General features: G+C 35.8%; 20 protein-coding genes. 7 read left to right on the top strand and 13 right to left on the bottom strand.

The features are described 5' to 3' along the window. Nucleotides 1-62: 62 nt before the first annotated feature. Together SGJ10_09410 and SGJ10_09415 are read left to right on the top strand one after the other, a co-directional pair. Complete coding sequence (locus SGJ10_09410) at nucleotides 63-1,457, top strand: hypothetical protein (protein ID MDZ4758341.1); 1,395 nt, start codon at nucleotides 63-65, stop codon at nucleotides 1,455-1,457. 451 nt (nucleotides 1,458-1,908) lie between these two features. Then, complete coding sequence (locus tag SGJ10_09415; GenBank protein ID MDZ4758342.1) at nucleotides 1,909-3,726, top strand: DUF839 domain-containing protein; 1,818 nt, start codon at nucleotides 1,909-1,911, stop codon at nucleotides 3,724-3,726. A gap of 415 nt (nucleotides 3,727-4,141) precedes the next feature. Here SGJ10_09415 and SGJ10_09420 read toward each other — a convergent pair whose 3' ends face one another. From SGJ10_09420 to SGJ10_09455, 8 genes are all read right to left on the bottom strand, one after another. Then, nucleotides 4,142-4,300, bottom strand: coding sequence for a hypothetical protein (locus SGJ10_09420; protein ID MDZ4758343.1), 159 nt, complete (start codon nucleotides 4,298-4,300; stop codon nucleotides 4,142-4,144). Next, nucleotides 4,300-4,542 carry a DUF6364 family protein gene (locus tag SGJ10_09425; protein ID MDZ4758344.1) on the bottom strand — a complete coding sequence of 81 codons (243 nt, stop codon included), beginning with the start codon at nucleotides 4,540-4,542 and terminating at the stop codon, nucleotides 4,300-4,302. The genes SGJ10_09420 and SGJ10_09425 overlap by 1 nt, the downstream gene beginning before the upstream one ends. Nucleotides 4,543-4,544: 2 nt before the next feature. Further along, a complete protein-coding gene (locus SGJ10_09430) occupies nucleotides 4,545-5,054 on the bottom strand; it encodes a hypothetical protein (protein MDZ4758345.1) in 510 nt (169 codons plus the stop codon). Nucleotides 5,055-5,648: 594 nt separating this feature from the next. After that, a complete protein-coding gene (locus SGJ10_09435) occupies nucleotides 5,649-6,914 on the bottom strand; it encodes an adenylosuccinate synthase (protein MDZ4758346.1) in 1,266 nt (421 codons plus the stop codon). 68 nt (nucleotides 6,915-6,982) lie between these two features. After that, nucleotides 6,983-8,287: a tRNA (N(6)-L-threonylcarbamoyladenosine(37)-C(2))-methylthiotransferase MtaB gene (mtaB, locus tag SGJ10_09440; GenBank protein ID MDZ4758347.1), complete on the bottom strand. Its 1,305-nt coding sequence runs from the start codon at nucleotides 8,285-8,287 to the stop codon at nucleotides 6,983-6,985. A gap of 163 nt (nucleotides 8,288-8,450) precedes the next feature. Further along, complete coding sequence (locus tag SGJ10_09445; protein MDZ4758348.1) at nucleotides 8,451-8,957, bottom strand: DUF1990 family protein; 507 nt, start codon at nucleotides 8,955-8,957, stop codon at nucleotides 8,451-8,453. A 259-nt stretch (nucleotides 8,958-9,216) separates the two neighbouring features. Next, entirely contained in the window at nucleotides 9,217-11,367 is a 2,151-nt protein-coding gene (locus SGJ10_09450; GenBank protein MDZ4758349.1) for a PAS domain S-box protein, read from the bottom strand. Between the two features lie 476 nt (nucleotides 11,368-11,843). Beyond that, nucleotides 11,844-14,234 (bottom strand): DUF5011 domain-containing protein, encoded by a 2,391-nt coding sequence (locus SGJ10_09455; GenBank protein ID MDZ4758350.1) that lies wholly within the window; start codon nucleotides 14,232-14,234, stop codon nucleotides 11,844-11,846. 23 nt (nucleotides 14,235-14,257) lie between these two features. Between SGJ10_09455 and SGJ10_09460 the strand changes: the two genes are divergently transcribed. Continuing rightward, nucleotides 14,258-14,380, top strand: a complete 123-nt coding sequence (locus SGJ10_09460) for a hypothetical protein (protein MDZ4758351.1) — start codon at nucleotides 14,258-14,260, stop codon at nucleotides 14,378-14,380. 300 nt (nucleotides 14,381-14,680) lie between these two features. Here the strand turns inward: SGJ10_09460 and SGJ10_09465 are convergent, their stop codons facing one another. From SGJ10_09465 to SGJ10_09485, 5 genes are all read right to left on the bottom strand, one after another. Beyond that, nucleotides 14,681-15,514, bottom strand: a complete 834-nt coding sequence (locus tag SGJ10_09465) for a universal stress protein (protein ID MDZ4758352.1) — start codon at nucleotides 15,512-15,514, stop codon at nucleotides 14,681-14,683. Nucleotides 15,515-15,614: 100 nt separating this feature from the next. Beyond that, nucleotides 15,615-16,343 (bottom strand): SDR family NAD(P)-dependent oxidoreductase, encoded by a 729-nt coding sequence (locus SGJ10_09470; protein MDZ4758353.1) that lies wholly within the window; start codon nucleotides 16,341-16,343, stop codon nucleotides 15,615-15,617. Nucleotides 16,344-16,422: 79 nt separating this feature from the next. Then, on the bottom strand, nucleotides 16,423-16,830 hold the full coding sequence (locus tag SGJ10_09475) for a hypothetical protein (protein ID MDZ4758354.1): 408 nt from the start codon (nucleotides 16,828-16,830) through the stop codon (nucleotides 16,423-16,425). A 57-nt stretch (nucleotides 16,831-16,887) separates the two neighbouring features. After that, entirely contained in the window at nucleotides 16,888-17,115 is a 228-nt protein-coding gene (locus tag SGJ10_09480) for a hypothetical protein (protein MDZ4758355.1), read from the bottom strand. A gap of 275 nt (nucleotides 17,116-17,390) precedes the next feature. Further along, nucleotides 17,391-19,004 (bottom strand): DUF3300 domain-containing protein, encoded by a 1,614-nt coding sequence (locus tag SGJ10_09485; protein MDZ4758356.1) that lies wholly within the window; start codon nucleotides 19,002-19,004, stop codon nucleotides 17,391-17,393. A 302-nt stretch (nucleotides 19,005-19,306) separates the two neighbouring features. Between SGJ10_09485 and SGJ10_09490 the strand changes: the two genes are divergently transcribed. From SGJ10_09490 to SGJ10_09505, 4 genes are all read left to right on the top strand, one after another. Further along, nucleotides 19,307-19,681: a hypothetical protein gene (locus SGJ10_09490; GenBank protein MDZ4758357.1), complete on the top strand. Its 375-nt coding sequence runs from the start codon at nucleotides 19,307-19,309 to the stop codon at nucleotides 19,679-19,681. Nucleotides 19,682-19,822: 141 nt separating this feature from the next. Then, nucleotides 19,823-20,260: a hypothetical protein gene (locus SGJ10_09495; GenBank protein MDZ4758358.1), complete on the top strand. Its 438-nt coding sequence runs from the start codon at nucleotides 19,823-19,825 to the stop codon at nucleotides 20,258-20,260. Beyond that, nucleotides 20,238-20,429 carry a hypothetical protein gene (locus tag SGJ10_09500; protein ID MDZ4758359.1) on the top strand — a complete coding sequence of 64 codons (192 nt, stop codon included), beginning with the start codon at nucleotides 20,238-20,240 and terminating at the stop codon, nucleotides 20,427-20,429. The genes SGJ10_09495 and SGJ10_09500 overlap by 23 nt, the downstream gene beginning before the upstream one ends. A gap of 48 nt (nucleotides 20,430-20,477) precedes the next feature. Continuing rightward, nucleotides 20,478-20,900 carry a hypothetical protein gene (locus SGJ10_09505; GenBank protein MDZ4758360.1) on the top strand — a complete coding sequence of 141 codons (423 nt, stop codon included), beginning with the start codon at nucleotides 20,478-20,480 and terminating at the stop codon, nucleotides 20,898-20,900. Nucleotides 20,901-21,203: the final 303 nt, after the last annotated feature.

Raw genomic sequence — 21,203 nt, forward strand, 5'->3', positions numbered from 1 at the left:
GTATTATACCCTGGCGATGTTTATACTTTTACATTTGATAATATATATATATATCTGCAAATTTGGGTTATGATACAATTGTTATATCGGTAGGGGACGATAATACTTTTAACAATTATGAATGGCACCAATATATAAATGCAAAAGAATATTCGTATGCCGATTGGACCAAATCGTCGAATGGCGGATTTAGTTTTAGTGGCTTTGGGGCTACTGGCGATGTGCGGACTAGATTTACGGGAAACAGAGGTGGAACTATCAATAAAGTGAAACTGAGTTTTACCACCAATAATGTAAATTGTAAAGTTGGTATTTGGGATATGGATACCACTACTGGGCTGCCCTATTCTTCACCTTTATATCTTACCCCCTCCAATGTTAAAACAGGTTCTAATGTAACTGTACTGCCAAAACCCGCCCCAAGCATTGTAGCATCTGGCCCAAAAACCTTATGCCAAGGCGGTCAAGTTACACTAAAAGTTAGCTCAGCAATATCACTGTCAAATATACAATGGCGAAAAGCTGGCGTTGATATTACAGGGGCTAACTTAGATTCATTGATAGTGAATGTTGCCGGAGATTATGAGGTATTTGTAAAATCAACAAATGGTTGTTCCGATTCATCAACTGTTACAAAGGTAACTATTACTTCATCTCCTGCTCCACAAGTTTCGGCAACGGGTAGTACCACTATTTGCAGTAATGATAGTGTGCAGTTTACTTTGAGCACATCGGGTTCTATAGCATCATTGCAATGGAGGCTGAATGGAAATAATATTACAGGTGCCACAAGTGCCAATTATTATGCTAACACCTCGGGCGATTATGATGTAACCGTGCTCGCCTCAGGTGGTGGATGTTCTTATACTTCCAATTCTGTAAAGATTACAGTTAATTTAGCACCGTCGCCAGTATTATCGGCTGCTTCAACTACTATATGCCAAGGCGATAGTGTGAAATTAAACTTGGCAATTATTGGGAATTTATCATCGGCTATATGGAATAAAGATGGTGGTGCAATAAGCGGAGCAACAGGCAATTCTTATTATGCAAAATTAACTGGCAATTATACTGTACATGCAACCAATACAAATGGCTGTGCCCAAAATTCGAATGGAATATCAATTACGGTAAATCCTTCGCCAGTTGCTGTTATATCTTACGCAAAACCTGCATTAAGTGTAACCAATGTTGCAGGCAATACTTATCAGTTGTATTTGAACGGAACGCCTATTTCATCAGCTATGTCATCAACGTATACCGCAACTGCCAATGGGAATTATACGGTAATGGTAACCACATCAGCGGGTTGCAAAGCCACATCAGCAATATATAAAGTTACCGATATCACAGGTATTAATATAGCTTTGTCTAATTCAAATATACAAATTTATCCCAACCCATCGGATGGATTATATATTTATCAAACTATACATCAGGGATTGCAACTATTATAATTACCGACATTAATGGTAAAGTAATTAGAAATGAAAAAGTAAATACAGGTTCGAACAGTGGTAAGAGAGAATTAGACATTCGCTCCGAAGCCTCGGGTATCTATATGCTGCACCTACTAACCAATGATGGAAAAGCAGTAGCAAAGATTATCAAGAATTAAATATATCATATATTATATAAAAAAACACGGGCATATTGTCCGTGTTTTTTTATGTATTTATAGAATAGTTATACCAATTGTATTTATAAATAAGTCCAATCAGCTTTTTATAAATTACAAGGGTAATGCTATAGCTACATTCAAATAGTTTCCATAATTATTAGTTTAGCGTGTCCTGCAACAAAGGAATTGTTGAACTCTCCTATGTGATGACATGGGTCAATCGAAAGTAATGATATGAATATATTGTTAAGGATTTTAAACTTATTGAATTAAATTTGCCTGAATAAATGAGATATATTATACTCTTCCTATTGTGTATTGTTAGCTATTTTTCGAAGGGACAGCAACATATTTCATCGTTTACATCGGTGCAGCCTGCCTCGCAGACCCACAATTTTGTGCTGCCACAATATCTCACTTTTCATTTCATTATTAAAGATGGAGATTCATTAACGGATGGAAGCATCATGCCCACCAATCCTGACTTTACGGGCTATGTTCCTATTAATGGCAGCAGTAAGCATGGTTATTTGTGCATTAACTCAGAGTCCAATCCTGGGGGTGTCACTGTATTTGAAATAAAACAAGATTCAGTTAATTTAGATTGGGAAATTATATCTTCCAATAAAGTAAGTTTTGCCAGCGTAAATGGAACACGCTCCAATTGTTCGGGAGGAATAACGCCCTGGGGTACTATGCTCTCCTGCGAAGAAGCAAAGACTAACGATGGCAATTTTGATGGTTATAATGATTACGGGTGGGTGATAGAAGTGGATCCAGCTTCGCACACAGTTATTAACCAACCAGGAGGTTTGAGCAATGGAGACAAGTTATGGGCTTTGGGGAATTTCAATCATGAAAATGCATCTGTGCATTCAAATAAAAGAACTGTATATATGGGCATTGATGCTGCTAGCGGTTATATGTTAAAGTTTGTGGCTGATACAGCAGAGAAATTATATTCAGGAAAACTATATGCCTATAAGGGTTCCAAAAATGGAAATGGAAAGTGGGTCAGAATCAAAAATGCCACCGCATCCGATTGTAATAATACCAATCAAAGTTGTATTGATTCATTTTGCACCACGTTTGCAGGTATAGAGGATGTAGAATATAATACTGTGGATGGGAAAATATACCTGGCTGTAAAAAGTGAAGACTGTGTATATCGCTTCAGCGATGATTCCTATCTGAATGGCGATAGTGTCCATAATTTTGAAACTTTTGTTGGAAATACATCCTATAATATCACACATGCAAATGGAACCACAAATACTTCATGGGGCACAGGCAACGATAACCTTTGTTTTGATGATACAGGCAATTTGTGGGTGTTTCAAGATGGAAGTAACAATTATATATGGTTGGTTCAAAAGGGACATACCCAAGCAAGCCCCAAAGTAAAAATATTTGCCAAATCCCCTGCGGGTAGTGAACCTACTGGAATCACCTTCACACCCAATTATAAATATATGTTTATGTCCATCCAACATCCCAGTAGCAGTAATATTACTGCACAGTTTGATGTATATGGGAATTCGGTGAAGTTTGATAAAGCAGTTTCCCTAGTTGTATCGCGTGATAGTTCTTTTATCGCATTGCCAATTACTTTCAATGGACTTTGGGCAACATTATATAATAATGAGGTGAATATTAATTGGCAAACGGCTTGCGAAAATATGAGTTATGGATTTTTTGTAGAGCGTTCCAATGATTTAAAATATTGGAGTATTATTGGTATGGAATTATCAGCGAATAATGGTTGCAGACTCACCAATTATTATTATACTGATAAGGAACCAGAAGCTGGATTGAACTATTATAGAATCCGTCAGACAGATATGGATGGCAGTGAGTTTATTTCTGAAACTGTAGTGGTTAATTATTTGCATAATAAAGAATCGCTATACCCCATGCCTTGCGAGGCGGGAAGTAACATAAAGCTAAATACAAATGAGCCAATACAATTAATCGATGCACAAGGAAAATATATAATGACGAATTATATAAACAACAAATCAGGATATATACAAGCACCCGAAGTAGCTGGAATTTATTATATAATATTGAACAACGGGAAATCGTTTAAATTGATTGTTAGATAATGTTTATTTTTTCAGGAATTGTTCGGCGGTCATAACAATTATTTCTGCAGATTTGTAGGCTTTTAAATTTCGTGTAAGCAATGTTTTAATATTATTTTCGATGGCAGTGAAGTATTGCAAACCATCTTCAAAGTCTTTAAAGTCGGATGACAAAGCGAGCTCAACAATTTTGTCTGATACGTTTAATACTGTTAATAGAGGTTTGAATTTTAGTATTTTTTTCTTGCTTGGTCAACAGAGTATTGTTTGCAAAGTATATAATTAAGATTAGCAAATTATAGGGAAGAAACACGTAATACCAATTCTTAAACTATAATAGTTCTCTGCCTGTGGCGGATTAGGTTTGTAGATTGGTAATGTCGAATTACCTCACTAATGCCCCGCTTAATCCCGATAATTATCGGGATGCGGGGGTTTAGTCCCTTTCTTTTGGACTATTATATATTGAGTGTCGGTATAATTTCAATTTTCCTCTATCAGCCTCGCTGAAAAGATGTGCCGCATGTTTGTAAAAGGGTTCATGTAAACTTAGTAGGTCAAGTATTATTTCAGTATCTACAAATACTTTTTCCATTATTTATATTTCTTAATTAAAAAATCTGCATACGATTTTTTGTGATCATAGTCTTTAGGAAGGTCTACAATGCCTGACAAGCTTTTAACTAAAGGTGTAATTTTTTCACCTTTGCCTCTCTCGTTTGTAATATTTAGAAGGTAATTTTCTATGAGCTTTGAAAGGCTAGTTCTGCGGTCTTTGGCATATCCTTTAGCTTTTTTAATTACGGTTTGCTCAAGTTTCATATTTGATTTATTCATATTCACTCAAACAACATCCTTAACTTCGCTTTCTTTTTCTCGCTGAGTGATAATTTATTGATATCAATCAAATAGTTTTTCTTCTCATTGGCATAGATTTCTGGGAAATAGTTTTTCTTTTGATATACTATTTCTTTAATATTCTCGATGAGTTCTAAATTACCCGAGTCGTTTGCAAGAAATAGCATCAGGCTTGGACCATTATGTTGTAATAAGCTCTCAATTTTAACGAGCAATCCCTCGGTATAAGTGCCAGTGGCATTGATAAATAGGTCATTCAAATATTTATAGTATAATGGTCTATCAAGCAAACGTAAGCAATAAAATAAAGTATCTGCATTGGCAAAGTAGGAACTAAAATTATTATCACTAATAGCAGCTATCGTGCGGTTCTTTTTCTCAATCAATAATTTTTCCGCACAGTTGCATGATATTTTTGTTGTATCATTTGCCTTTACAGATAAAGTCTGTAAGCTGTATATGATGAATAATATATATAATGCTTTTTGCAATTCGATTTGGTCTTAAAAAAGATGTCCAAAAATAGGTTATTTTGTGCTAATGCGAAAAAGACATTTTTACCTCAGTTCGCCGGCGGCGAAACACAGAGGTAAAACATCACCGAGTTTCACGGAGTTTTTTTATGTATTTAGAAGAATCAACTACTTGTGGATGGTAATAACCTTCTCTTCGTCATTCATAAATTCTAATTTAAAACTATGATTGTCTACCCATTGAATAAAGTTATTTACACCTTGGCCAGTCCATTCTCATACTATTTTCAAAGGTAATACCATTTCTTAAACTATAATAGTTCTCCGCCTGTGGCGGATTTAGTTTTTAGAATGGTAATGCCGAACTACATCCCGAAAGCCCCGCTTAATCCCGATAATTATCGGGATGCGGGAGAATTAGTCCCTTTCTTTTGGACTATTATATATTGAGTTTCGGTATAATTTCTACTTCCAAGATAATTATAATTTTTGATTTTGCAATAAATTCATTTTGGGTCAGTTGTAAACACCTGACTGCCGCAAGCAGCAATTGACTCATAATCTTAATTCGTAATTTAATCCGCCGCTGGCGGACGTAATTTATGCCGCACATCACTCCATAAAGAAAGTCTTCTCTCTTTCAGGCCCTGTAGAGATTGCAGCCAGTTCCATACCACAACTTTGCTCTATATATTTTACATACTCTTTAAAAGTTTGCGGCACATCTATATAGTTTTGGGTTTGATGCAATGAGGAATCCCAACCTGCAAATTTCTCGGTATGCATTTGCATATCAGTATTGCAAATATCATAAGGAAGTTTATCGGTAAGACCCAAAGGAGTTTTATAAGCGGTGCAAATTTCTACCTGTTCTAAACCACATAATACATCTGCTTTGGTCATGATTAATTTATCAGCACCATTCAACATAATAGCATAATTCAATGCAGGCAAATCTAACCAACCAGTGCGGCGAGGACGACCAGTGGTGGCACCAAACTCTCCACCTTTTTGACGCAGCTCTTCACCAAATTCATTATCGAGCTCGCTAGGGAAGGGGCCGCTGCCCACACGGGTACAGTAAGCTTTAAATACACCAAATACATGTTTTATTTTTTGCGGACTTATACCCAAGCCAGTGCACGCACCTGCAGAGATTGTATTCGAAGAAGTAACATAAGGATAAGTACCATAGTCGATATCGAGCATGGTGCCTTGTGCCCCTTCAGCCAATACACGGTGACCACGAGCAATAAAATCATTTACATAATATTCGCTGTCCACCATTTGAAAAGCACGCAAATATTCAACGGCGTCCATAAATGCTCTTTCTGTTTCGGCTATATCTGTATTGCCGCCGAGTGCTTCAATCATTTGTATATGTTTGGTGGCAAGTAAACGATATTTTGCATCGAAATCTTTCTCATGTATATCGCCCATCCGCAATCCTGCACGGCCAATTTTATCCTGATAAGTAGGGGAGATGCCACGCAGCGTACTGCCAATCTTTGCAGTGCCTTTTGCGTTTTCTTGAGCAGCATCCAGCAAAATATGTGTGGGCAAAATGAGATGTGCTTTACGAGCTATCAATAAGTTTTTTTCTACAGGTGCTCCAGCAGCTTTTACTTTCTCAATTTCTATTTGCAATTTAGCAGGATCTATTACAACTCCACTGCCAATTAAATTTTTGCAATGCTCTCTAAAAATTCCAGAAGGAATAGTATTGAGTACAAAACTTTGTCCCTCAATTTTAAGGGAATGCCCTGCATTGGGGCCGCCCTGAAACCTTGCCACCATTTGATAAGCAGGACACAAAAAATCTACAACTTTTCCTTTTCCTTCATCGCCCCATTGTAAGCCTAATAATATATCTACCATCTTGAATTATTTTATATTTTACAATTGTTATTTTATATTTTTAGTTTGCAGTTTTGGTTATGTAGTTTTTAACTGCAAACTGTTAACTGCATACTATTTACTATCATATCTTCATTTACATTCTCCAATTTACAATCCACCAATTCATTTACCAGCAGCGGGTCGTAGGGAGTTGATACTTTTATATAATTATCGGTAAAGCCATGCATTAATCCATCTTTTACTTCTTGCTCAAATAATACAGTTCTTGTTGTTTGTATATGTTGTTCGTAGAAGAAGCGTTTCTTTTTTTCGCTCAATATTCGCAGCATATCGACCCGTTCGTTGCGTACTCGATTTGGAACTACATCAGGCATTTTATAGGCAGTTGTATTTTCGCGTTCGCTGTAAGGAAATACATGCAAATATGATATATCAAGTTCGTTTAAGAACCTATAAGTTTCTAAAAAATCTTCTTCTGTTTCTCCTGGGAAACCTACTATCACATCTACGCCAATGCAGGCATGCGGCATTTCTTGTTTGATAGTTTCTACGCGTTCTTTATATAAATCTTTTTGGTAGCGACGACGCATTAATTTTAACAGTTTATCACTTCCACTTTGCAAAGGAATATGAAAGTGCGGCATAAATCTTTGGCTTTCTGCTACAAACTTTATAATATCATTGCTCAACAAATTGGGCTCGATACTCGATATACGAAAACGCGGAACACTTTCCACTTCGTCGAGCTGATATACCAAGTCGGCAAATTGTTCGCCTGTTTGTACCCCGAAATCGCCAATGTTTACACCCGTTAATACAATCTCTTTGGCTCCTTTGTTTCCTATTTCTGTAGCTTCTTTTATAACCTGTGCGATAGTTGCACTGCGGCTGCGGCCGCGGGCTAAAGGAATGGTACAAAACGAACAGAAATAATCACAACCATCTTGCACTTTTAAAAAAGTACGTGTGCGATCGTCGCTTGAATAAGCAGGTACAAAAGTATTGGTTTCCTTAATTGGTTTATTATATATACTTGCTTGCTGGCGTTTGCTGGTATCTGTGATATGTTTGGCAAGTTCAAATTTTTCGGCAGCTCCAAGTACCAAATCTACTCCAGGGATATTGGCAATCTCTTGTGGTTTTAACTGGGCATAACATCCTACCACAATTACAAATGCATCTTGATTATAACGTAATGCTTCCTTTACTACTTTTCTGCATTTGCGGTCGGCGTGGTCGGTAACTGAGCAAGTATTGATTATATATATATCGGCACCGTCGCGAAAATCTTTTACCTGCATGCCTTCCTCCTTAAGCTGACGGGCTAGGGTAGAGGTTTCGCTGAAGTTGAGCTTGCAGCCTAAAGTATAAAAACTGACCGATTGGGGCATTTTGAAAGTTGCAAAGATAAGTGGGGATTTACGATTTTTGACAATGAAAAGCCGTCATTCAGAGTCCGATAGCCTCCGGACCCGCTGCAGGCGAAGAATCTCATTAATGAAGTCTCCAAATTCAAAAGATTCTTCGTTGGATGTCTTCCGATAGTTATCGGAATCAGAAAAACTGTTCATTTTCAATCCTCCGTTTCACATTTCGCAATGCCGCCTTGGTGCAAAATGTTTGATAGGGGACTGAAAATATAGGGCCCAATAAGATGGGGAGAATATTCCCAGGTTTTGAGAAAGTTTGGATTTTAAAAATCAATTTTTCACCATATTGCTCAATCGTAAATGTTGAAATTCCTTTCTCTACATGGCCTTCAAGAGTTTCATAACTATATCCTTTCTTGTCTTTTTGGTCAATAATTTCATGGATACGCACGCCGAAAATGATTTTCTGCGAGAACATTCTTATGGGTGGAATAAAGGCTTGCTGCACAATGGTATCGCCTACTTGCATATTTCTGTTTTCGTCATTCCACTGTGCAAGGAAAGCTATTATATTATTTGGGAATATATGATAATCGAAAAAGAATTTCAAATCTAAGTTTTCTAAAGATGTTTTGGTACTTAGTTCAATGATTGATATCTTCTCTCTGAGTGTTTTTATATCATACTTCATCACGCATTTTGACTTCAAAAAATCGAGGTGATTTTTGAAATTCTTTTTTTGGTCTCTGAGGTAAATTTTCGTCCAAATGCAATAATGATGAAACTCTTTAAATGACCCATATTTTTTTTACCCATCTGAGCTGTTTTGGTTCGCCCAGTAATTATCTGAAACGGAGAATATTTCAGCATCTTTAGTTCGTATTTGTTTTTAATGGATGCTGAAATATTCGCCGCGGCGAACAGCATGACGGCATAAAGGAACAATTGAACTATTTAAAAATTTCTAGTGTTGTAATTTGCTTCACCAATTCGGGGTTTAGTGGTTTTGATATTACCTTCTTCACAAAATCATATTTGCGAGCACGTTCGCGGTCTTTAGGATTTATAGAAGATGTGAGAATAATGACGGGTGATTTCTTTTCAAATAATTGATATTCTTCCAAGAAATCCCAACCATTTTTATTGGGCATATTCAAATCTAAGAATATAATATAGTGGTCATTTTTTGTATCGTTCTTCAATAAATTAATTGCCGAATCAACACACTGCACCTTTAATATTTTGTCTTTGGCAAATTCTAATTCCAACAAACGTGAATTGATGAAATTAAACGTGGGGTCATCGTCTATTAATAATACATATTCAGGCACTACTTCCTGACTCACATATTTGTTTACTTTGGTAGCTTGTCCAAAGGTGATTTTATCGTTTATTTTATATATAGTTGCGTTGAGATTATCGAATGTTTTTAAACTTTCCGATAACATTAATTTATCCTGTGAATTAATAAATTCGCTGTCTTTCAAGAAATCGACCATCGAATATAGTTTTGCATATTCATGTCTCAACTCATGCGAGGTGATAAAAGAAATTTCTTTTAATAAACCTAGTTGATTATTGATTTGGTTCTCCTGTTTTTTTCGTTCAGTAATATTGGAAATGGAAACCATAAATCCATCCGCGTCTTTTTCGATAGGGGTTGAGATGGGGAAGAACTGCACAAAATACCAATGCTGCGAACCATCTGCTTGCTCGAAATTTGTTTCATAACTGATATTTTTTCCCTGCCTTACCTCATTCAGTACTTTAGTGAGTCTATCGCTTCTATCTTCCAAAAAATACTCACTTAGGTGTTTACCTATTTTTGCCTCTTTACTCAGTTCTCTGGCAGCAAAATCGGCCGCTCCATTATTATAAGATATTATGCAAAGGTTTGTGTCAATCAAAAGATAAGCAGTATCGGTGGTATTAAAAATTGTTTTGAGATTGGCTTTTGATTTTTTTAATTCTGCTTCCGATTTTTTTCGTTTGGTAAGCACTTCGGTAAGCATAATAATCCCTCCAATTTCTCCTGAACCTTTAAACCAAGGCCTTACTTCCCATTGCAGCCAATCAGTGCTTCCATCTTCTCTTTCAAATGAATCTTCCTCATTTTGCTCTATAGCACCTTTCATACATCTTTGGTGAACCTCTTTCCAGTGTTGTGGTAAATTAGGGAATACCTCGTAATGGCTTTTTCCAATTACCTCTTGTTCTCCTAAATTATAATCGGTAATCCACCTTTTACTAGTAAGCAAATAATTCATATCCTTATCGACCATAGCAATGGATGCAGGACTATGCTCAATGAATATGTTTAATAATTTTTCTCGCTCAATTAATTCCTCTTCTATCTTTTTGCGGTCACTTATATTTTCAATTTGAGAGATGAAGTAAAGTGGCTTTTGCTTACTGTCTCTAATTAATGAAACATTAAGTTTTATCCATATAATTGATCCATTTTTATGATAATACCTTTTTTCCATTTTAAAAGTATTTATCACACCTTCTAGCGAAAGTTTAAGGGAATTGAGGTCTTTATCTAAATCATCTTTATGGGTTAGTTGTTGAAATGACAATAATACCATCTCCTGTTCGGTGTAACCAGTAATTTTACATAGTTCTTTGTTTACCCTTATAAATTCGCCAGTAATTGATACAATAGCCATTCCTATTGCGGAATATTGAAAAGCACCCTCGAAAGTAGCTTCACTAATCACTACTTGCTTTTTGATTTTAACCAATTCCGAAACATCACGGGCTATAGCCATTACGCTATTGTCATCCAATTTTTTCACATTGGCTTCCACTTCTATAATAGTTCCATTTTTATGAAGCATATTTCTGTTACTAAAAACATGTAGCCCCTCTGCTAGTAGAACGAACATTATTGGATCAGCCTTTAATTGTTCTGCTTCTATTAGGTCTTCAATATTCATTTGCAACAACTCGGCTTTTTCATAGCCAAACATTTTGCAGAGACTTGAATTTACGTCAGTAAAATTACCCTCATAATCGGTGACCATTATAGCATCCGATGCTTGCTCAAATAGTGAGTGGTAATTGAGTTCGTTGTAGTTATTCGATTTCCCTTCTTGCATGTATATTTACTTTAAACTTCTTTTTAATCCATAACAAATACTACAAATCAATTTGTCGTTGATTATTATAGTATTTTGCACTTTAGATTAGTAAAAGTTTATATCAAATTCCTCCAATCAAGTTTATAATATTACAAATAAAACAAACTTCACAAAAAAGAATAAATACAGTTTAGGATTAGAATTGAATCTCGCAAAAAAAACAGGATATATAGTTCTTAAATATAAATCTATATTCTTTTTTTAACATTCGAAGCAAAGGTACTATATAGGAGCAAAACGCTAGAATTTGTGTCTAAAATATGACATTAATGGGTTGTTTTTTTATTAACATATTTTTTAAGAAGCCGTCTATAAAAGGAGACAAGTATGTCGTAAAAGCCTGTATAATATATATATTGATACTGTCACGCAAAGATAAACCCCAAGCGAAAAGCATGGGGTTTATCATAAATAAGAAGTTGCTCTATGATTTATTATTTAGCTATCACCAATTTGATATAAGCGGTTTCATTATTACTGCGATAGCTTAATATATATACTCCTGGAGTGATAGATGAAATATCCAAAGGTTTTTGCACGTTAATATTGTCCAATATTGTTTTACCTTCCAAATCAATCAAACTGCAAACACCGATATTCTTATCAATTCCTTCAAAGTATATCATATTGTTTGCAGGATTGGGCCATACATTAAAGGCATTTAACGATGGATTTGCAATCGCAGTATTCTTATATACTGTTACGTCGCGGCATAACTGGCTGCTATTTCCAGCCATATCAGTTACTGCATAACAAACTTTATATTTACCTGTTTTGGTACTGTCTATAGTGCTTGTGGATTTTATTTTAGCTGTGATGTTTCCATCTTTATTATCCATAGCAGTAGCACCCTGATCGGTATAACTATTCCCGATATATAATGAATCAGGATTTTTTCCTAATAAGGTAATAACAGGTGCAATACGGTCGGGCAAGTTGCTTAAGTCCATATCATCACGGTTGCGGGGAAGCATTTTAAAGTTTCCGAAACTATGCCATAAAACCCCTTGGGCGTAACTCATTTTTTGTTTCAACGCCAATGAATCTGCATTAAAAGTTAAACCTAGAGTTGGAGCTTTGCTTGCCATGCGGAAACCTTTGCCTACTGTGGTATCGGTATGCATTAACCATTCACCAAAATTGCTGGTAATATCTGCATTAATTTGTGTTACATATACATCATTATATTTAATAAGCATTCCTTCATACGCCTCAGTTTCATTATATGCTTTCAAAATTACACTGTCAGCATTGGCCATATAAAAAGCAGGTAAAGCATTACTTGATGATACTACAGAGAAATTGCCTTTCAATGAATCCAAATAAGTACAACCACCAATCTCTCGAACTAGTGCAGCAGTAATGTTTACTTTGTCGCCACGTTGCAAAGCATTCAGCCCGTCACCTGGTTTTGCGTTCAAAAATATGCCACTGTATGGAGTTATATCATCTTGTATTACCACCATTCCCAAATCGCTGGTGCTACTGCCTGCGGTTACAATACCCGTAATGTTTAAAGGTACATAACTTCCAGCCCACAAACTATTTCCAAATGCATAAGGTGTAGATTGTATTTGGCTAATTTTTGTAATGCCCGAATCTTTTACTATATAATCGTATCCTGTTCCAAATGTATCTGGAAAATAAGTAATGCTACCTCCATTATCAATTGCCTGTACATAAAACTTCACATAACTTCCATCAGCTTGTTTGGATATCATTGCGGTCCAGGTGTTTCCGCTCGTATTGGTCATCGCTACAGGTGTAAAGGTACTACCTGAAACATTATAATATACATTGGCAGAAGCAACAGTGCTGTCGTCGGTAATTGTTGCGGTAACAGTCACATCCTGTTTCGAATTTGGTAGGGAAGGTGTATATGAATTTATTTTCACCACCGGCGGGATAGAAGTACTCACAGGTCCCACATCGCTAGCGGTAAGCGGGGCAAGCATATACTCCACCACGCCCCCAGAACTTATATTTTCTACTATCACACCGCGTACATAAGTGAGGTATGTTGCGTTTTTATAAGGTTTGTAATTGTTTGCTATAAAGTAATCTTCGTTATCATCGTTGCGGTAGTAAGCTGAATAATCACGAATACGGATTTTATTATTGTTGGCATCTACCAAACTCCAAAACCAACGGGCGGAATTTGCACCTGTGCCCTGAGCCACATCGGTAACGGCTACATTTTGAAATTCAACATACATGCCTTCATAGGGCTCGCCGGTAGTAGGCAACCAGTTTTGGCCGCCGCTGCCATTATTCGTACTGAACTGATCTATGGTAACTACGTTAGGATTAATAGTATCGGGTGTGCTATTGGTGATAACAGATTCGTATTCCAAAAGCATTAATTGTGTATGTCCCGTTCTTGCATTACTTGCTGGGAAATTTCTTATAACACCAGTGCATCGAACAGTTAGCCCAGGTTGGAAATTATCATAAAATTTAGTGGTAGTATTTAAACTATTTAAAGTAGGGTTGGCGGAACCACGACCAAATATACTTGTATCTATCATTACTTCAATACCAGTCCATTGACCACCGTTTTTTACTTGTAGGAAAGCAGATTTGCGTTTTTTGCTCAGCCCATAATAATGTGGGTCAAAAGTAACGATTCCTTCAATTTGCACAGTGTCGCCATATTGGGCGTTTTGAAACGAAGGGCTTACATAGTCAGGCAGGGTAGTGTCGGCAGCAAGACGTGCTGCACTCACTTTTTGTACCGTGTCGATGCCTACCAATGGGTAAACAATAGTTTGGCCTTTGGCCATGTGTAGTGCAAAGGCACATACGATTAGGAGAATTTTCTTCATGTTTTTTTTGAATGATAATAAGAATGCAAAAATACGAAAGTAAACAAGATAGTAGTGTGAAGAAATTGTTTTTTGTAACTATTGTTTCTTCCTCATCGAAAAACGAATTCCTGGAATCATTAACGAATAATGCTTCAAATCCGTAAAATTCTTTACTTGGATTTATTTTATAATGAGTATTGGTAAAAACCCTCCGCCGGCTGGAAGAAATTAAGGACATTACCGGCAATTGCTTATTATACCAATTCTTAAACTAAAATAGTTCTCCGCCTGTGGCGGATTTAGTTTGTAGAATGGTAATACCGAACTACATCCCGAAAGCTTTCGGGATTAGTCCCTTTCTTTTGGACTATTATATATAGAGTTTCGGTATTACTACTTCCTGCGGCTGCAGGGTTTTAAAAAAACATTTGCATGGCTTGCTTTTTTTTAATTGTATAATACAATCAATCTTCCTTATGCAAAATCAAAATCGGAGTTTTGCTCGCATGTGCAAAATGTTTGGTGAAACTTCTATGGAACATATTGCTCCAGAACCCTCGTTCATGCCTTGCCAAAGCCAGCACTTCTGGTTTTTGGTTGATAATATATTGTTCTAGTCCTTCTACGGCATCCTTTCTATTGATTGTTCTGAAAGTAATTCTCTTTCCCTCAAAATGTGCTTTTAATATATCTGTTATTTGTTCAGAAGGGGTAATTTCAGGTTCATACTCTTCGTGAATATGAATTACATGGGTATCTATTTCGAAGAGCGTAGCAAAGTCTAAAACCTGCGTGATGATAGGTATTTCATCGCCTTCATAATCGCTTGCATAGGTTATGGTTTTTATTTCTTCAATTTTTGATTGCAGGGGTATGGCCCAAACAGGAATTTTTGCATTTTCAATTACCGCCAAGGTATTAGAACCTAAAATATTATCAAGAAATCCTTTAGCTCCATGTGTGCCCATCACTATGTAATTGCACTGGGTATTTTCTGCATAAGCCAAAATGGTTTCGGCAATAAATCCATATTCAATATGGGTATGCACCGTTAACCATGGATGTCGCACTGCCAATTCCTCCTTTAGGTTTTGTATATTATGATGAGCATTTTTCTTTGATTCAGCAAGTTGAGTTTTATAAACATCATCGGTAACAGCCTCATCACTAACTTTAGGCGTCATATATACATTGAGAATGTTTAGGGATTTATTTCCCATTTGTGCCATGTATACTGCAAATTCTAAAGCATGATTGGCCGATTTGCTAAAGTCTGTTGGGAATAATATATTTTTCATATTGTTTACTATTTTTGTCAAAACTACTTTGTTGGTATTACCTAAATGTTAACAAATAAATTTCAGGGCATACCTTAATATTGGCAAATGTATGATTCATTTAAGCTAATTGATTCATCCTTGCGAACGTTTGCTTCAACACTTCGGGGTTTGCAGAACTTAATGTCTCACTCATCCCAAAAGTTAATGCACTTTTGCCTTCTTGCAATTGTATAAAAATAGCTTCGATAAATTCACTTACAGGTGGTGCTTGGTCGTGCAAGCCTTTGCCACCCAAATCGGTGTTAAGAGCGGGTGGAATGACTTCAATCACTTCTATGTTTTTTGCTTTCAATAATTCTCTTGCCGATAGCGTGAATGAATGGAAGAACGCTTTGGTGGCAGAGTATACAGGCACTTTAATAAGTGGAACAAATGCTAAACCTGAAGTAACATTCATTATAGTATTTAATGATTTCAAATTGCAAAACAAGGATATTAAATGCAATGGGGTTTCTATATTAACATTAATTTCTGCTTGAGCTCTTTCAAAAAAATTAGCATCTGTAATATCCATCCATTGTTGGATGCCCGCATTGTTTACCAATACGTTCAAATCAGGATGTTCTGCAGCAATCCAGTTATATAATGATTCGCGTTCGCTGCTATTGCTTAAATCGCATTGGTATGTTATAATACTGGGCAGTTTACTCGCAGCTTCATCCAATACTTCTTGGCGACGACCGCATATAATAACCGTATTATTTTCTTTCATAAATCTTTCCGCCATACCCAAGCCAATCCCTGATGCACCGCCCGTGATAAGAATTTTGTTGTTTGAGGTATTCATGTTTTTGTGTGTTTTATTGAATTATTAATTACAGCCCATTTTTTTAGCTTCTTCTCGAGATAAAATACCTTGATTAATATCATTTTTCGATTTTCTCTTTAGATCTATAATCTAATGGTGAAAATTGTAAATACGTGGGTAATTTATATAATCCCATTTTAAGGTCAACTTTTTCTTCGGGAATTGAATTTTTGAAATTTGTAATATTTACAAAACTAGTTATATCATGATTAAAGTTCATTGTTAATACATAGCCAAACGGAGGAAAGGTTAGCTGTGTGCAATTCACTATTCCTAATTCTGGAGTAGATATAGTCGTATGCTTGGAATATCTGTATTGTCCTTCATTATTAAGATAAGTAAATATTCTGTATTTATCGGGTAATATATCTGAACTAGAATTTTTTATGAACACAGATAATTCAGGATATTCTTCTAAGTACCATTCATCATTCATAGCTACAAACATTGATATTATTTGTTTCAATATTTTTAGTGGTTCTTGTTCACGTGCTATGTAGTTATAATATTGACTGTTGCTTTTTTATAAAGATTCATACTCAGCACTAACCAATTTTTCGTACGCTTTCACATAATTTAATCCTAAAAAACTATTGCAATCTCTACATAGTGAATAATATCCAATTCCTCCTTGTAAAATCGGGCCTTTCGGTTTGTATTCTAATGGATTATCCATTTCAGTCCATACTTCGTAGGGCACAGAAATATGTGTAGTTGTTATATTATACCGAAACTCAAAATTCCCCCGCATCCCGATAATTATCGGGATTAAGCGGGGCTTTCGGGATGTAGTTCGGCATTACGATTCTACAAACTAATCCGCCTCAGGCGGAGAACTATTATAGGGTAAGAATTGGTATTAAATGCTATCCTAGGTGGAATATGTTCAAAGCTTAATTCTTTTTTTAACCCACACATCTACAAACTCCGAATTGTAATTTTCAACGATCCATATGCTAATTTCATTTTATATACTTCACCTGCAATTACGGAGAAATATTCCTATTTCAAAAAAACTATACTATACTACCGAGGCTTAGGCTGCGGCTGCGGGGTAGGTTGAGGTCTTGCTTGTGGTTGCGGCTGCGGGGTAGGCTGAGGTCTCGCCTGCGGTTGGGGTTGTGGCCTCGGTTGTGGCATTGGCTGTGGCCTTGCCTGCGGTTGTGGTTGTGGTCTCTCCTGTGGTGTAGGTTGCGGCGTGGGTCGCGGTCTCGCTTGGGGTTCTTGATTTCCCGGCCTTTGTTGCGGCATAGGTCGAGCATTAGGTTCTGCTCTCGGTTGTGTATGCTGCTGAGGTTGTTGTTGTCTTTGGCCCGGAACTACTTTATTCTCTTGTGGCCGTGCCTCATTCAATTTTGGTTTTAGGTAGGGGTAATTTGCAGCATTGTCACTTAAAAATTGATCACGGGTTACAATTTTTCTTGGGTCATTTTTTATTGTTTTATCATAATCATTTTCAAATTTCCCCAATTCTTTAATCCGTTCTGGACGCTGTTTGTCATCATCAAAAAAGTTTTTGGGAACTCGCTTATCATTGTTCACCATCCAATGATCCACTTCTCGGTTAAATCCAGAATATCCTCTGTGGCGGCCGTGATAGTAGCCCACACAATAATCGGAGAAATGATTGTAACGCTCATGGTGATGGTTATGACGGAAGTACCAATTACCGAAATAAGGTGAAGGAACTCCTACATATATATAACCTTGCGGACCTCTATAATATCCCACATCGTACCAATACGGACGATAATACCACGAAGGATAACCATACCATGAAGGATATCCATACCAATAGGGGTATGGGTTATTATAATAATTGTAATTTATGTCTACATCGGTTATCACCTGGGCAGTTTGCGTTCCTTGGTCATTAGCAAATTCATTAGCCGCCTCATCCATTTCTTTTTGTGCCGATGGGTTTTTCTGCAAACCACTTTTCCATTCTTCATAATCTTTCGCATTTTGTCTCGCCTGTTCTATATTAATAGTTTCGAGTTTTTGCTCCAATTTTTGGGCTTGTGTTTTGTATGCATCGCCTAGTATAACAGCGGTCTTCATGTTCGAAGTTAGTATATTTATTACCTCAGGGTATTTAATTAACCTACGCAAGGCATCTTTTGTTAGGTCAGGATAATCTATAATAGTTGTTTCAAAGGCCCGTTCCGAATTTTGGTTTAATTGTATAATACTTTTTAGCAAGTCACGATGTTTACTTCCATAATTTATTGCGGTTTCTCTAATTTGAACAGGATAATCGGCTGCAATTTTTTCCAATTCCTCCTTCGACTTTTTGTCGCCCTCACCCAATCTGTTAATGAGGTTAACATGACTTGAAAGATTCCATATTTTTTGTTGTTCTTCCTTTGAATAAGAGGATACCAGTTTTCTAAAATTCTCACTAGAATTTTTCTGCAAAGTTTCCATTTTTAATAACACCTCAGGAGTGGTACAGGTCTGTAAGATATCTTTACGCACAACTTCGGGATACACGGCCAATGCAGTAATAGCAGCACTGTCGTCGGGCGATAAATTATTGAGCAGCTCCTGTGCATGGCTAGTATTGAAAGCTAAAATTAAGAATAGGTAGGCAATAAAATACTTTCTTATCCTTGTAATACAGTGCGATTTAATATTCATCTTATATATAGGTTTATTTTTATGCTAATTACCGAATTGCATGTTGTATTATTAAAGATATCGGCACCCAATAAAGTGATATTAGTCCAGTACCTTTTATTATATCTAGGCAAAAGTCGGGAAAGTACTAGTTGGAAATATTATATAATAAAAGGAATATGTTATATAATTCACATGTGGCTGGTGCTGTCAAGTGTTTCCACCTGACAATACACCGTACACCTGATACGTGATTTATCCTTCTCCTAGATTTTACTTCAAATATATTAATATTGCAATTCAAATTTAATAAATATCTACTAATGCAAAAAGTATTGTGTATCATTTTCATTTTGACACTATCAGGTAGTTGCTTGGCACAAAATAAAAGTAATATTTCTAAAATAAAAGATAGACTGGAGCTAAAGCTGAATTCAAGGAATGATCAGTCTGTTGTAATTCCAGTGAATGAATCAGGGCTGTTGCTTTACTATGAAGTTATAAGTACTCCGAGAAAATATTATATAGATAAATACGATACGGCTTTAAATAAATTATATCATGAAAGTATAGAAGCAGGTGTTGATGAAACAATGATTGATTATTATATGGTTGGCGATAAATTGATTGTACTCTATGCAAATATGGGGGAGAAAAGCATTTACTTTAGTGATTTTGGAAGAGCAGCTAAATTTTAAAAATATACCGTTGTTGTTTTTGATTCTAAATCGCAAACCCAGAAAAAATTTGAATCAAGATTTAAAGAGAATTATATTTTATCGAAATTAATTGCCTCTGAAGGTAAGGCTTTTATTTTAGGATACTTGGGAATGAGTCCTATGGCGTTAAGTATTGATTTAAAATCTGGTGCAGAAGAAAGTATATCACTACTGCTAGATGGACAAACTAAGGGGGTGTTGACTTATGTTGCTGATGAGAGTGGTAAAAATATAGGGTATATAATGGTAAAGACAGGTATTGGTTTAACAATCAGTCAATATAAATTAACTTTATCAAACATAAAAATAATTAAGAATTGGGATATTCAACTTGAAGAAGGAAAAGAGATTGCAAATTTTAAATTTAGTACCTCAGGTAAATACCTTGTTGGTACTTATCAAAAAGCTTCAAAGAAAATGGTTTTGCCGCAACCATTTAAAAGTATGTTTACTGTTGCGGAGAAGGGCAGTGTAACTGGGATTTTTGTTGCACAATTAAGTACTGAAAAAATCAACGGTTCAATATTACCATATCATGGAGTTAGACTCATTTTTTAAGAATTATATAAACTATACAAATCCCTATGATTTAAACAATGATAGAAAAGTGTATAAGAAAGACCCCAAGTATGCATTAGGAATAGATATATTATTTAACAACATTATTGAAACCAAGAATGATCTTTATATAGTGGCCGAAGCTTATCAACCAGTTTTTCAAAATTGAGTACAGTATCAGGGGATTACAGGTTGTACATTTAGATCGGGTATAATATTGTGCATCGGAAATGATGGGAAAATGAAATGGAATGATACTTATGAAATTTCAAATTATGTGGAAATAAATATGTATCATAAAGATACAAAATTACCCGTGAATTTAAATATTTTTCATTCAGCAATAAAAAACATAGGTGATGAGGTGTTGCTTTCAGTTTATACTGGTGGTTATTTGTCCACCTATGTATTTGTAGAAGATGAGTTAATGCTGATAGAAAAGGAAGTAGAATTTGATGCTAAAAAGAATATGGCTTTCCAAACTTATTTAATGCCTTGGTATGGCGACTATTTTATTGGTTCAGGAATATTTGATATATTAATTGAGAATACTGTCAACCACGATTTTGTGGGACCGAAAACTACGGTAATAGAAAAAATAAGGATTTTAGATATTAATGAAGAAATTAATAAAAAATAATAATAGGTGGAATTTCATATAAGTTTTACCTCAATCTTCAATTATTATATTATAACCATGTTAATAATCCCGCAACACCCTGAGATGGAAATTTGGCTTTTTAAATTCTATTATATTAGGGTCGAACAAAGCATTGCCCACTAGGCTTATGTAATACCAATTCTTAAACTATAATAGTTCTCCACCTGAGGCGGATTTAGTTTTTAGAATGGTAATGCCGAACTACATCCCGAAAGCCCCGCTTAATCCCGATAATTATCGGGATGCGGGAGGATTAGTCCCTTTCTTTTGGACTATTATATA

This window comes from Bacteroidota bacterium (assembly GCA_034439655.1).
GTDB lineage: Bacteria > Bacteroidota > Bacteroidia > UKL13-3 > UKL13-3 > CANJUD01.

Coding starts and splice junctions, on each gene's coding strand:
- SGJ10_09415 (MDZ4758342.1), top strand. CDS start 1,909: ATGAGATATATTATACTCTTCCTATTGTGTATTGTTAGCTATTTTTCG.
- SGJ10_09420 (MDZ4758343.1), bottom strand. CDS start 4,300: ATGGAAAAAGTATTTGTAGATACTGAAATAATACTTGACCTACTAAGT.
- SGJ10_09425 (MDZ4758344.1), bottom strand. CDS start 4,542: ATGAATAAATCAAATATGAAACTTGAGCAAACCGTAATTAAAAAAGCT.
- SGJ10_09435 (MDZ4758346.1), bottom strand. CDS start 6,914: ATGGTAGATATATTATTAGGCTTACAATGGGGCGATGAAGGAAAAGGA.
- mtaB (MDZ4758347.1), bottom strand. CDS start 8,287: ATGCCCCAATCGGTCAGTTTTTATACTTTAGGCTGCAAGCTCAACTTC.
- SGJ10_09445 (MDZ4758348.1), bottom strand. CDS start 8,957: ATGAAGTATGATATAAAAACACTCAGAGAGAAGATATCAATCATTGAA.
- SGJ10_09450 (MDZ4758349.1), bottom strand. CDS start 11,367: ATGCAAGAAGGGAAATCGAATAACTACAACGAACTCAATTACCACTCA.
- SGJ10_09455 (MDZ4758350.1), bottom strand. CDS start 14,234: ATGAAGAAAATTCTCCTAATCGTATGTGCCTTTGCACTACACATGGCC.
- SGJ10_09460 (MDZ4758351.1), top strand. CDS start 14,258: ATGCAAAAATACGAAAGTAAACAAGATAGTAGTGTGAAGAAATTGTTT.
- SGJ10_09465 (MDZ4758352.1), bottom strand. CDS start 15,514: ATGAAAAATATATTATTCCCAACAGACTTTAGCAAATCGGCCAATCAT.
- SGJ10_09470 (MDZ4758353.1), bottom strand. CDS start 16,343: ATGAATACCTCAAACAACAAAATTCTTATCACGGGCGGTGCATCAGGG.
- SGJ10_09480 (MDZ4758355.1), bottom strand. CDS start 17,115: ATGCGGGGGAATTTTGAGTTTCGGTATAATATAACAACTACACATATT.
- SGJ10_09485 (MDZ4758356.1), bottom strand. CDS start 19,004: ATGAATATTAAATCGCACTGTATTACAAGGATAAGAAAGTATTTTATT.
- SGJ10_09490 (MDZ4758357.1), top strand. CDS start 19,307: ATGCAAAAAGTATTGTGTATCATTTTCATTTTGACACTATCAGGTAGT.
- SGJ10_09495 (MDZ4758358.1), top strand. CDS start 19,823: ATGGCGTTAAGTATTGATTTAAAATCTGGTGCAGAAGAAAGTATATCA.
- SGJ10_09500 (MDZ4758359.1), top strand. CDS start 20,238: ATGGAGTTAGACTCATTTTTTAAGAATTATATAAACTATACAAATCCC.